Below are 11,754 nucleotides of genomic sequence, written 5' to 3'. Positions count from 1 at the left end.
CAGGAGCACCGTTCACGGCATCGCCAATGCCAGATGCTCCTGACGACGCAGTGACCCCAGAAAATCAGGCGCGTGGAAGGCTTCGCCGGCGGTGAAGACGCCCGCCCCGTGGACCAGCCCATTGACAACGCGCGTGACTGCTTCAACCACCAGAGGCGCGCTGATTGCGTAGATATCCTGACCGCTTGCCGATATGCGACGTTCATTGCCTCCTGACCGCACCACAACGTCGACGAGGAAGGTTTGCGCGGAGCGTCCGTTTTCGTCGACCGCGACAGGCGGCGACGCATCCGGCTCCAGCAGGTCTTTAACCGCCACAGCCGTCATGTACGAGCGAATCTCGGGTGTCTTCAGATGGCGCGCGATCGTCACAGTATCCGCCATCGTGAATTCGCCAATGACCGGCTGCTTGCCGAGCGGTGCAGGGAACTGCCATTCGCCAACCGGCGCTGCGTCCGTGCGGAACACCATCTGTCCTTTCGTAAAGACAAGGCGCCGCCCCTCTCTACGCTGCCGCGAGACCTGGCCTGCCGCTCTTGTGCCGAGCGTCGGCTTCCAGCTGCTGAGCCCATAGGCGATGCAGATTTCGTCCGCTGCCGTCCAATCGCCCATTGCCGCCGTGGCAAGAAGATCGCCCAGGCCGCCGAAGAATGCCATCCCCGGCACGATCACGACGCCCGCCTCGCGCGCCCGTTCAGCGTAGTGCTTGAACGTATCCAGATTGGCCTCTAACTCCGCCGCGACATCCAGATACGGAATCCGTGCACGCAACGCGGCTTCGATCACCGGCGCGGACGTACTGGCGAAGGGGCCGGCGCAATTGATCACAGCAGCCGCGCCTGCAAGCGCCCGGTCGAGAGAATCCGGGTCATCTACCGACGCGGGCCGAATGTCCAGCCCAGGGTAAGCGGCGCCGAGAGCGTTCAGCTTGCTGGCATCGCGTCCGGAAATGATAGGTCTCCAGCCACGCCTGAGCAGTTCAGACACCACGAAGCGGCCGGTATGGCCATAGGCGCCGAAGACGGCCACGGTTTGATTCGACGGCATTGCAGACCTCCAGTTGTTATTGTGTTTCTTCGCATGGGGAGACAGCAGTTTGGCAATACAAAGACGCTACAGATCTGTATCGTTTTTTAAAGAGTAGAGTACAGATCTGTAGCGTGTCAAGGGATATGTTGGTACAGTAATCGGTAAGCAAAAGATTTCCGTCTCAAGAGGACTTGCCATGAGCAGAGGCACACCTACCGCAGCAAAAGAAGCCGCAAGCGCCAGTTCCAGCAGCGTACGGGAACGCATACTCGATACGGCGGCGGAGTTGTTCTATCAGGAGGGCGTCAGGGCCGTCGGTGTCGATCTCGTCGTCGAACGCTCAGGGGTTGCGAAGACCAGTCTCTATCGGCACTTCACAACCAAGGACGATCTTGTCGCTGCGGTGCTCGAGCGGGACGACGCGAATTATTGGGCCGACTGGGACAAGACCGCGACGCGCCACCGGAACGCCCCGAAAGATGAGCTCACGGCTCACCTCAAGTGGATCGCTCGCGACATCGCCGCGCCGAAATACCGCGGCTGCCCTTTTCTCAATGTGGCAACGGAGTTTCCGGCGCCGGATCATCCCGCGCGGGTGGTGGCCCTCAGGCATAAGGTGGAGTTGCGCCGCCGTCTCGGTACGCTAGCGAAGCAAATCGGCGTTGCCCGGCCGGACAATCTGGCCAACCAGATCGCACTTCTTATCGACGGTGCCTACGTCTATGGGCAGTTGGCAAACAGGGAGGCAGCGCAGCCGCTCCTACCGGCGGCGCTTGCGCTGATCACGGTTGCGGACAATCCTGGCTGAGCCGTGCGGGGGGATTGACAGGACGGCTGAGCAGCCTCAAGTTTGCGTGGCGTCCTCACCTGCATCCGCGAAGCAGACGAACCGTAGACGGGCGCGCCCCCTCATAACGGAGACAGGCCATGCAAATGAAGCATACCGTCCGAAAACTCGGCGGCATCGGTTCCTCGTTAGTGGTGGTATCGGTGCTTACCGTGCTGTCGCTAAACGGTTGCGGTAACAACAGCATTGCCCCACCCGCGGCGACGCCGCTCAGTTGTGCACAGCTTGCCGGCAAGACCGTGCCGGCGTCTTCCATTGGCCTGCCCACCACCGGCGCGACCGTGACCGCAGCCACCACGATCCCCGCTTCGGGCACCGGCGCGCAGGCGACCGGAGAGTATTGCCTCGTGAGCGGCGCGATCAATCCTGTCGATCCGGCTGCGCCCCAAATCAAATTCCAGATTGCGATGCCTACCGTCTGGAACAATAAAATCATGATGTTCGGCGGTGGCGGCTATGACGGAACGATTCCGGCGCCGACCGGTAACGTGCCGGCAGGCCCCACGGCGCAACCCACTCCGCTCGGACGCGGCTACGCGACATTCGCGAGCGACTCCGGGCATCAGGCCAACGCGTTGGGCAGCGAGGACGGCTCGTTCGGCGTCAACGACGAAGCAGTCCAGAACTTCTCCGGCGACGCGCTGAAGAAGACCCGCGACGCAGCCGTGTATCTGATCGACGCCCGCTATGCGGTCAAGGCGCCGAAACGCGCCTACTTCGCGGGCGGCTCGTCCGGCGGCCGCGAGGCGCTTGCTGTCGTGCAACGCTGGCCGCAAGACTGGGATGGCTCGATCGTCCTCTATCCGGCTTGGGCTGCCGCCAGTCTCGATCTCCAGTTCGGCCGCATCACGCGCGCGCTCGCGGCGCCTGGCGCCTATCTGGATCAAGCCAAGCGCAAAGTCCTGCTCAACGCCGTGCTGGCTGCCTGCGATACGCTTGATGGTGTCGCCGACGGGCTGATCAGCAACGTCGCAGCCTGCAACACCACGTTCAATCCGGCCACGGCGACGGTCAACGGTACAGCGTTACGTTGCGCCGGCGGCGCGGACACCGGCGACACCTGTCTGTCGGACGCACAGATTTCCGCGCTCAACGTGTACAACACCCCGATCACCTTCGGTTATTCACTTGCCAGCGGTGAGACGCAGTATCCCGGCTTCAACGTTTACGGCGCGGACCTTGGTGTCGCGAATGCATCTGCGTTGCAACCCACAGTCACGACGCTCGCGCTGGGCACATCGCAACCGGCCTCGCCGATGCCCACTACCGCCCCGTATCTCAGCGTGTTCTGGGACCAGTGGATCCGCTACTTCGTAACGCGTGACTCCAACTACAACTCGCTTACCGTCGATCCACAGAATCCCGGCAGTCTGCAAGCGCGTATCAGTCAACTGACGGGCCTGCAGGATGTCAACAAGACCGATCTGTCTGCGTTCAACGCGAGAGGCGGCAAGATCCTGATGGCGCACGGCATGGCGGACGCGCTCGTTAGCACGCGCTCAAGTGAGCAGTACTATCAGCGTTTGCAAGCGACGATGGGCGCCTCAGCCGTGGCCAATTTCGTGCGCTTCTACGAGATTCCCGGATATGGGCATGCGGTCAGCACGGTGTACAACGCGTCATGGGACTCACTCACGACGCTGGAAAACTGGGTTGAAAATGGCGTGACGCCGCCTGCGCAGACCGTCGCGGATACTGCGGGTGTGCCGGGCCGTACCCGGCCGCTTTGCGAGTATCCGAGCTTCCCAAGGTATAACGGTTCCGGCGATGTAAACGCTGCGTCGAGTTTCACGTGCGCAACGCAGTGATCTAGTGTGCAATGGCTTGTCCCTCAGCCTTGCGCGGAGCAACCCGTGCAAGGCTGAGCCGATGATCGGGCTCGAGCGACCGATGCACGCGATTTCGCGCTCGCCCTCGATCAGTGCTTCGGGGCGGGTACGCACCGAGTAGTAGCCGAGATGGAGATCGTGCGGCTGCTGAGCGGAGTTTGCATGACGGCATTCATTGCGCACTCTGCAGGTATTTTGCTTGCCGTCGATGACGTGCCTGTTCAGATATCCGAATCAGTTTGCGCGTAGTTGAGGAAGTATCCCGTGAACATCGTCAGCCCCAGGAACGCGAATGCCTCCGTCAGGTCTTCATCGCTCCAGCCCGCGTGTTGAGCAGCCTTCCACGTGGCGTCGGTGACGTTGCCCGAACTGGCAGTCGCTTCCCTGACCACGCTGGTCAGCGCGTCAACCTTGGTGTCGCCCGTCGTTGTGCCTGTCCGCAAGGCGGCGATCTGTGCTTCGGTCCAACCGTTCATGCCGGCGAATCGACCGGCGATACCAATCATGTAGTCGTTCCCGATCGTGGCCGCAGTGGCGAGATTGAGCGCCCAGCTCACTTTCGGATCCAGGGTACCGTGCTCGGCAGTCACCGCGCGCAGCGATGCGTACGCCGCCAGCACCGCCGGGGAATTTGCCATCTGCCCATGCAGGTTCAGAGGACGTCCCGTCGGCGCAGACTGGGCAATCTTTTGCAGAAGCGGACGCGACGCATCGGGCGCGCTTTCGATTGTGTGGGTAGGAATTCGGCTCATAGGTACTTGCTCGTTCGTAGTTTGATCAGTGCCTTCGTTCAGGTGGCTGCCGGCATGGCGAAGTTCGCCTTGGCCCATTCGGCAAATCTGGTCGGCGGCTTTCCGGCAACTTTGTTGGCAAGCGCGATCGCGTCGCGCGAATCCGAGCCAAGATAGGTGTGCGCTTCGAAGTAGGCGAGCATCGCCGCGATACCGTCGGCGTGCGGAAACCAGCTGGCGAAAACCTCGCGCGGGACCTGCTTGAACGAGAGCGTGTTTCCCTGTTGATTCAGGGCGGAGACGATCTCGTTGAAGCTCAGGAAGTCGCCGACCATTGCCAGATGTTCGCCGTGTCCCACGAGTTCAGGCTGCGCGAACGCGCCGGCTACGAGGCGACCGAGTTCCGTGATGTCGCCCATATGGATGACGCGCCGCTCCGGATCAAGCGGCAGCGCCCAACCCAAGGCGCCGTCCGGTTGTTTCTGCGGAGCCATCAGGCCTATCAGGTTCTGGTAATAGAACGGCGCGATCACGAACGTGTGGTACGGAAATCCGGCTTCACTCACGATGGGTTCGATTTTCGCCTTGGCCGTAAAGTGCGGGACATTGATCGTGCCACCGCTGATCGTCTCCACATTGGGAAGCGTCGACCAGATGAAGTGCTGTACGCCGGCGTCTTTCGCCGCGTTGGCTGCCGCGAGCGCCTGCTTGGGCTCGTTATCTTGTGCTTCCCAGGAATTGGTCACCTGGAAAACGCCGTGTACGCCGGCAAATGCAGCTTCAAGCGTTTCCGGGCGATTGAAATCCGCCAGAACGACTTCGTCGCCCAGGTTCGGATGCTTGCCCGGATTGCGCGTCAACGCGCGCACTTTGAATTGACCGCTCGCCTGCAGCGCGCGCACAACAGCGCCGCCTTGCTGGCCGGTTGCGCCCACGACAGCGATAAGCTTCTGGGTGTTCGACATGGTTGTTCTCCATGGGGTATTTTGTTGGGACGATGCTAGCTCACGCGGCGAGCGCAGCGGTCCGATGGAATTACTGCTTCAGCGCTTCGGCCGAGATGAGCAGCCTGGTCTTCATACTGAAACCGTATGCCTTGCCAAAGTCGACGCCGAAGTCGCTGCGATCGAATTCACCCACTGCATCGACACCGCACACTTCGCGCTTGAGCATTGGATGCGGCGTGCACTTGAACGAGTCGATCTTCAGCGTCAGCGGTTTGGTCACGCCATGCATCGTCAGATTGCCGACGACAGAGGCCGGCTTGTCGCCCTTGAACTTGATCGTGCCTTTGTAGGTTGCTTCCGGGAACTTCGATGCATCGAAGAACTGGTCCGACTGCAGGTTCTGGTCGAGCTTTGTGCTACCCGTGTGGATTGACGCAATGCCGGTCGTCACTTCAACCGTTCCGGTCTCTGCCGCGCGGTCGAGCGTCACCGTGCCTTGCGACTTGTCGAACTTGCCACGCCAGACCGACAGGCCGCCGATGTGATCGGCCTCGAAACTCGGGTACGTGTGTTCCGGATCAATCTGGTACGTCGATACGTCCGCGAAGGTCGAAAACGACAGTGAGGCGGCGAATGCACCAGCCGCAATCATCAGATGCTTCTTCAAATCAATGTCCTTGAATCATTAAGTTGCCGCGCCCGTGCGCGGTTTCGGGGATATGCAATGCCACCGTAGAGTGGAGCGGAAGAATGGCCTTTTACGGCCACCTCCTGCGTGACACACCAAGTATGGGGATTAAAGACGCTTCACACTAGATGGTAAAATCGGATTTGATTCATCCATTTATGGAGAGATGTCATGCTCGATCTGAATGATCTGGCGATGTTCGTTCAGGTCGTCCGCGCCGGCAGCTTCTCCGAGGCGGCGCGCCGTCTGCAGATGCCGGCAAATACGCTGAGCCGGCGCATCGATCAACTCGAAGGGCAACTCGGCACACGTCTGCTGCATCGCTCGACTCGCAAGCTCGCACCGAGCACGGAAGGTCAGGCGCTGTTCGAGCGCTATGCGCCGGCGCTTGATCAGATCCTCGAGATCGGCCGGCTCCATGCAGACGAGCAGACACCGTCCGGCTCGGTTCGCGTCACCGCGATGGCCGGCCTGTTCGAATTCTTCCGCATGGAATGGCTGGTCGAGTTCTACGCGCGCTATCCAAACATCAGCGTCGACTTTCTGCTCGACGATACGCCTACCGATCTGATCGCCGAGCGCGTCGATCTGGCGTTGCGCATGGGTATTGAGAGCCGTAGCGGCCTTAAGGTGCGTCGGCTGGCGCCGAGCGCAATGATCCTCGCGGCGAGTCCGGCCTATCTGGAACGGCGCGCTGCGCCACGCACGCTGCGTGAACTGGCCGAACACGACTGTCTGACGATTTCCAATCGCCAGAGTCGCAGCACGTGGCGTCTGCAGGGGCCACGCGGTAGTCAGGAAGTGACGATCAACAGCCGGTTCGCGGTCAACGACATGCGCGTGCTGGCGCAGGCTTGCATTGCGGGACTGGGCATTGCGCTGCTGCCGCAGTTAATAGTTGAACCAATCATCGCGCAGGGGAAACTGGTGCGCGTGCTGCCGACCTATCGGCGCGCCGGTACCGGCCTCGGCTTGCAGCTCGTCTACACGAGCCGCCCACCGGTGCCGCCTGCGGTGGCGGTCTTTGCTGAATTTCTTCTGGAGAAACTGGACAAGGCGATGACAAACCCGTCAGGGTGATAGAAGTGCGCGCGCAATCAATGGTACGTCGTCGTAGACGACTGCAGCTTCGTCAGCACGCCGCGTTTGAATCGGAACCAGCCTTGCGAGCTTTGCATCACGACTTCATCGCTTTGCCAGAACACGCGTTTGACCGTCATGCGCTCTCCCAGACGCTGCACAAGCGGCGGACGGTGGCGAAAGTCGTACAGCACCGGGCCGGAATCCGTTTGCACGAGCATGCGGGTGACGGTGTCATTTGAGTTGCCGACATCGTCGAAGTGCGAGAGCGTGTTCGCACCGAAGCGGTCGAACATTTCCTTGTCGAGCGTCCCCACGAAATCACGGTCGACGCGCTCGAATTGCAGTTTGCCCGCAGGCGTGACGAGCGGGCCGGGGTCGTTGCTTTGCGCGTAAACGCAAGTCGCGAAAGAGGTGGCTGCGAGCGCAGCGAGGAATAGTCGTTTCATGCTTCCTTTTGGGTTCAGCGGCGTCTCCAGCGAAGGAGGCCGGTGCGAGCGTTTCACAGATGAGTTATCAGTTCCGTCGTCTCACGTTTTCTGTTTATCCGCGATATCGTCCGCCAACACAGCGCGCGCGGTGTCGCCCGACAGATATCGCGCACCGCTTCCTCGTCGTCGGGCAATATCGCCGGGATTGTAGAGAGAACAGGACTTCAGCGAAAGGCAGCCGCAGCCGACACAGGACGCGAGTTGATCGCGCAATGCAATAAGACCGTCGATGCGTTCCTGAAGCAGAGGCTGCCAGGCGCGAGAGAGACGCTGCCAATCCTGCTTGGTCGGTGTGCGTTGCCCGGGCAACGTCTCAAGGGCAGAACGAATTTCCGAGAGGTTCAAGCCGACAGCCTGTGCGGCGCGGATGAATCCGACGCGGCGAAGGACCTCCCTTCGATACTGCCGATGGCCACCTTCTGTTCGGGTACTGCTGATCAGCCCCTGCTCCTCGTAGAAACGAATCGCACTCGCCGCTACGCCCGAGCGTCTAGCCAGGTCGCCAATTGTAATCGTCGTCTCGTTCATCACGTTTCCACGAATTCTCTCTTGACTTCAAGTCTACTTGAACTTTCAGAATGGATTCGTTCCTTTGACCGAGAGACGGCGATATGCGCAACGACCCCGCTCACGAAAAGTTGAATGAGCTTCTGGATGCAAACGCTCGCTTCGACCTGATGGCCAGAGGTACGACCAATCATTGTCCAATGGCGCTTGTCGCGTTGGCCGGGATGGGAGCGTCGCCTGCTCGACTGCAGGAATTCTTCGATATGTGGGAACGCGAATATGCATTAAGCGCGCCGCCTGTCGACACAATCGTCAGCCGTCACGAATGGTCGCGGCAGCTCGGCAATGCCGCCGCATTCGGTGCCTTGCGCTTGTGTTTTCTGGACTGGATCGCCGAAGCCGGCTCCGTCCCGGTCATCGCGGCAGTGCTGGAAGAGGTGCCGTTCGCACCTGCAACGCAGGCATTTCACGCGCTTATCCGTTTGGCATACGGCATCGAGGCGGCACATCCCGGCGAAATCGCCTCCGGCCTCGCCGCATTAATCTCGTCGCATCTGCCGATTGACGCCCGTTTCGATGAGGCCCGCACGGCGGAAAACGTCGAAGCCGGGTTTGACAACGTCGTACGTGCAATAGACGACAGTGTCGTACAGGGCAACTCCATCACGTCACGCTTGCGCGCCGTCGCGGGCGATGTGCGGTTCAGGCAAGCCGTGCTTGCGCCTCCGGTCGCTGTGTCCTTACTCGATGATCTGGCGCGGGCGACGATTAACGCCTACTGGCGCTCGCCGGACTTCACGGTGCTTCACACGGTTACGGCGACACACGCGGCACGAATCCTCCTCGCGCAATTGCCTGACGCGTTGGCGAAACAATTGCTGCCTGGTTTGTGGATTGCGCTGTGCGCGGCGTATGCAACGGTCCGCAAGGCTGCGAACGTTGAAACAGAGTCGCCTGACGCCGTCGTTGACTGGGACGACGTGTGCCGGATGGCCGTGGCGTCAAACGACGATCATGCGATCAAGTTGGCGTACACGTGTCTTTGCGAGGACCGTCGTAATCCATCACCGCTTTACCTGGCGTCAGCAGCGCGCATAGTCAGGTTGGACCTGGAAAAACAGCAGCGTCGCAATTCGCCCCAACCCGCAACGCCTGCCTAACATCTTATTTTTTTGATCGTTATTGATAACGATTCCCATTTACATTAACATCCGATCTCTTTCATAACCCTTAGCTCACCGCTACAACCACCTTTCTGCGTTCTCGCATGAGTTGGGAGGCGGTCTCCTGACACATGCGTTTTCTGCGAATTTCCGCGCTCCCGGGGCGTTACCGCCGTTTCGGCTTCGGTCTGCACATAGCCTTCCTGATGTACGCAGCTTCGACGCATTCCGCGATCGGCGCCTCGGCCGACGTCACCAGCGATCAAACGCCCACGGAGAAAGAGTTGCCGGCGGTTTCCGTACGCGCAGCACCGGACCCCGAACCGACGGTCGGTTATCGCCCGCTCACCAGCCAGATATCCGGCGGTGGCGAGCGGAAAATCAGCGAGATTCCGCAGTCTGTCGCGGTAGTCAGTTCGAGCGTGATGCAGGATCAGCAGGCGCGGAGCCTCGACGATGTGCTTGGCAACGTCAGCGGCATCACCCAGACCAACACGCTCGGCGGAACACGCGATGCGTTCATCAAGCGTGGCTTCGGCTCGAACAACGACGGCTCGATCCTTGTCGACGGCATCCGATCGCCGATCCTGCACAGCTATCTGGCCACGATCGATCGTGTCGAAGTATTGAAGGGGCCGGCTTCGCTGCTGTACGGAATTCAGGAACCGGGCGGTGTGATCAACATGATCACGCGCAAACCGGAGGACGAACTGCACGGCTCGGTATCGGCGACGTACACCAGCCACCGTGGCAGCGGAACCAGCTTCGACCTCACCGGCCCGATCGGACAACCGGGTCAGGTGGCGGGAGGCACGCTAGCCTTCCGGCTGACCGGTGAATACAACACCGCGCGTTACTGGCGCAGCTTCGGACGGCAGCGCGACGCGCTAATCGCGCCATCACTGTCGTGGCACGACGCCAACACCTCGATCGATCTGAGCTACCAGTACGTCGATTACACGACGCCCTTCGACCGCGGGACGGTTCTGGTGAACGGTCATCTGGACGACGCGTTGCGCTACACCCGTTACGAAGAAGCATGGGCGCAAAGTACCGGCAAGCAGGAAACGCTTCGCGCCAAGATCGAACACCGGTTCTCCGAGCAGTGGCGCATGCGTGCCACCTACGGGTGGAGCCGCGACCGCTACGATCAGTACCTGACCCGCGCAACGGCATTCAACAGCACGACCGGCATCATGAGCCGTTCATCGGATGCAAACCTTGGCCGCAACGATTCCGACGAGATCGCCACGATCGGCGCGGTCGGCGACCTGAACCTCGCGGGTATGCGCCACGAAGTCTATGTGGGCGGCGAATACGAACGGCAGCGCTCCTTCCGTGGCGACACGATCCGCGGCAAGGCAGTGTCCGGATTCAACCTGTACGACCCGGTCTATGGGACGCTCTCGACGGGCGGCACAGCGAGCGCGTCGCAAAGCGACAGCCTCTCGAAGGTCCATACGTACTCGCTGCTTACGCAGGACACGGTCCACCTGACCGACCGCCTGATCGCCATCGGCGGTGTGCGCTGGGAAAACTGGCAGCAACTTTCCGGCGTTGGGCGTCCATTCGTCATCGCCGATCACTCGCACGGGCAAGTGTGGCTGCCGCAGTTCGGGCTCGTGTACAAGCTCACTCCCGCGTTGTCCGCCTATGCGAACTTCAGCAAGTCGTTCGTGCCGAACGTTGCCACGGAGGTCAGCGAGCCGCTCGCGCCCGAGCGCGGCAGGGTCTACGAAGCCGGCTTGAAGTTCGAAGCGAAGCCCGGCATTACAGGCACGCTCGCGGTCTATCAGATCGACAAGCAGAATGTCGCGGTCACCGTCGGCGATACGACGTCGACAATCGGCAGCGCACGTTCACGCGGGATCGAACTCGATGTCGCCGGTCAGCTGACACGGCATGTCAGCGTGATTGCGAGTTATGCCTACACGGATGCCGTCGACCGCGAAGACAACACGCGTCTCGCGAATGCCGCGCGCCATAGCGGCAGCGTGTTTGCCGTGTACGACACGATGCTGCCCTATCTGCCGGGGCAATGGCGTTTCGGCGGCGGTGCGCGGCTGGTCGGAAAGCGCCCGGGCGATACGGCAAACAGCTTTACGCTGCCAGGCTACGTCGTCGCCGATCTGTTCGCCGCCTACGAAACGAAGATCGGCAAGATCCCAACGCGTGTGCAACTCAACGTGAAGAACGTCTTCGACAAGACGTATTACCCGTCAAGCAGCAGCAATCTGATCATTGCGGTCGGCGAGGCGCGTCTGGTGATGCTCAATACAACGTTCTCGTTCTGAGGGACCAGGATAGATAGCGATGGCTGCCGCCATGTTTGCCGTGGTCATTCGTATTCGACCCTCACCCGCTGTCGGTTGTTGAAGTATTCCGCGCGACGAAAATGTCACCGGGCGTGCAAGTGCGTGTAAATTCGAATCCAGTGGTTTT

Annotated in this window: 11 protein-coding genes; 5 read left to right on the top strand and 6 right to left on the bottom strand. The window is 60.8% G+C overall.

Features of this window, described 5'->3' with window-relative positions:
* Positions 1–12 precede the first annotated feature (12 nt).
* Positions 13–1,047: a saccharopine dehydrogenase family protein gene (locus tag BM438_RS15295; protein WP_093635065.1), complete on the bottom strand. Its 1,035-nt coding sequence runs from the start codon at positions 1,045–1,047 to the stop codon at positions 13–15.
* A 178-nt stretch (positions 1,048–1,225) separates the two neighbouring features.
* Between BM438_RS15295 and BM438_RS15290 the strand changes: the two genes are divergently transcribed.
* Together BM438_RS15290 and BM438_RS15285 are read left to right on the top strand one after the other, a co-directional pair.
* A complete protein-coding gene (locus BM438_RS15290) occupies positions 1,226–1,837 on the top strand; it encodes a TetR/AcrR family transcriptional regulator (RefSeq protein ID WP_093635064.1) in 612 nt (203 codons plus the stop codon).
* A 125-nt stretch (positions 1,838–1,962) separates the two neighbouring features.
* Complete coding sequence (locus BM438_RS15285; RefSeq protein ID WP_425270737.1) at positions 1,963–3,684, top strand: tannase/feruloyl esterase family alpha/beta hydrolase; 1,722 nt, start codon at positions 1,963–1,965, stop codon at positions 3,682–3,684.
* A gap of 242 nt (positions 3,685–3,926) precedes the next feature.
* Here the strand turns inward: BM438_RS15285 and BM438_RS15280 are convergent, their stop codons facing one another.
* The 3 genes from BM438_RS15280 to BM438_RS15270 all read right to left on the bottom strand — a co-directional run bounded on the left by BM438_RS15280 (position 3,927) and on the right by BM438_RS15270 (position 6,050).
* Positions 3,927–4,457, bottom strand: coding sequence for a carboxymuconolactone decarboxylase family protein (locus BM438_RS15280; protein WP_093635141.1), 531 nt, complete (start codon positions 4,455–4,457; stop codon positions 3,927–3,929).
* A 38-nt stretch (positions 4,458–4,495) separates the two neighbouring features.
* Positions 4,496–5,401 (bottom strand): NmrA/HSCARG family protein, encoded by a 906-nt coding sequence (locus tag BM438_RS15275; protein WP_093635062.1) that lies wholly within the window; start codon positions 5,399–5,401, stop codon positions 4,496–4,498.
* A gap of 70 nt (positions 5,402–5,471) precedes the next feature.
* Positions 5,472–6,050: a YceI family protein gene (locus BM438_RS15270; RefSeq protein ID WP_093635061.1), complete on the bottom strand. Its 579-nt coding sequence runs from the start codon at positions 6,048–6,050 to the stop codon at positions 5,472–5,474.
* Between the two features lie 192 nt (positions 6,051–6,242).
* On the opposite strand from BM438_RS15270, the gene BM438_RS15265 reads away from it, so the two are divergent.
* A complete protein-coding gene (locus tag BM438_RS15265; RefSeq protein ID WP_093635060.1) occupies positions 6,243–7,151 on the top strand; it encodes a LysR family transcriptional regulator in 909 nt (302 codons plus the stop codon).
* A 17-nt stretch (positions 7,152–7,168) separates the two neighbouring features.
* Here BM438_RS15265 and BM438_RS15260 read toward each other — a convergent pair whose 3' ends face one another.
* Together BM438_RS15260 and soxR are read right to left on the bottom strand one after the other, a co-directional pair.
* Complete coding sequence (locus tag BM438_RS15260; protein ID WP_093635059.1) at positions 7,169–7,600, bottom strand: hypothetical protein; 432 nt, start codon at positions 7,598–7,600, stop codon at positions 7,169–7,171.
* 81 nt (positions 7,601–7,681) lie between these two features.
* The gene (gene soxR, locus BM438_RS15255) at positions 7,682–8,170 is read right to left on the bottom strand and encodes a redox-sensitive transcriptional activator SoxR (protein ID WP_208620660.1); all 489 of its coding nucleotides are present in this window, start codon (positions 8,168–8,170) and stop codon (positions 7,682–7,684) included.
* Positions 8,171–8,253: 83 nt separating this feature from the next.
* Between soxR and BM438_RS15250 the strand changes: the two genes are divergently transcribed.
* Positions 8,254–9,309, top strand: coding sequence for a questin oxidase family protein (locus BM438_RS15250; protein WP_093635057.1), 1,056 nt, complete (start codon positions 8,254–8,256; stop codon positions 9,307–9,309).
* A gap of 209 nt (positions 9,310–9,518) precedes the next feature.
* A complete protein-coding gene (locus tag BM438_RS15245) occupies positions 9,519–11,606 on the top strand; it encodes a TonB-dependent siderophore receptor (RefSeq protein ID WP_244179377.1) in 2,088 nt (695 codons plus the stop codon).
* The last annotated feature ends 148 nt before the right edge of the window (positions 11,607–11,754 follow it).

Origin of the sequence: Paraburkholderia aspalathi, from assembly GCF_900116445.1 — a bacterium.
Classification (GTDB): domain Bacteria; phylum Pseudomonadota; class Gammaproteobacteria; order Burkholderiales; family Burkholderiaceae; genus Paraburkholderia; species Paraburkholderia aspalathi.
This window is presented reverse-complemented; position numbering and strand designations above follow the sequence as displayed.

Excerpts from the sequence above, each read along its gene's own strand:
- BM438_RS15295 (WP_093635065.1), bottom strand. The coding sequence starts at position 1,047 with ATGCCGTCGAATCAAACCGTGGCCGTCTTCGGCGCCTATGGCCATACC.
- BM438_RS15290 (WP_093635064.1), top strand. The coding sequence starts at position 1,226 with ATGAGCAGAGGCACACCTACCGCAGCAAAAGAAGCCGCAAGCGCCAGT.
- BM438_RS15285 (WP_425270737.1), top strand. The coding sequence starts at position 1,963 with ATGAAGCATACCGTCCGAAAACTCGGCGGCATCGGTTCCTCGTTAGTG.
- BM438_RS15280 (WP_093635141.1), bottom strand. The coding sequence starts at position 4,457 with ATGAGCCGAATTCCTACCCACACAATCGAAAGCGCGCCCGATGCGTCG.
- BM438_RS15275 (WP_093635062.1), bottom strand. The coding sequence starts at position 5,401 with ATGTCGAACACCCAGAAGCTTATCGCTGTCGTGGGCGCAACCGGCCAG.
- BM438_RS15265 (WP_093635060.1), top strand. The coding sequence starts at position 6,243 with ATGCTCGATCTGAATGATCTGGCGATGTTCGTTCAGGTCGTCCGCGCC.
- BM438_RS15260 (WP_093635059.1), bottom strand. The coding sequence starts at position 7,600 with ATGAAACGACTATTCCTCGCTGCGCTCGCAGCCACCTCTTTCGCGACT.
- soxR (WP_208620660.1), bottom strand. The coding sequence starts at position 8,170 with ATGAACGAGACGACGATTACAATTGGCGACCTGGCTAGACGCTCGGGC.
- BM438_RS15250 (WP_093635057.1), top strand. The coding sequence starts at position 8,254 with ATGCGCAACGACCCCGCTCACGAAAAGTTGAATGAGCTTCTGGATGCA.
- BM438_RS15245 (WP_244179377.1), top strand. The coding sequence starts at position 9,519 with ATGTACGCAGCTTCGACGCATTCCGCGATCGGCGCCTCGGCCGACGTC.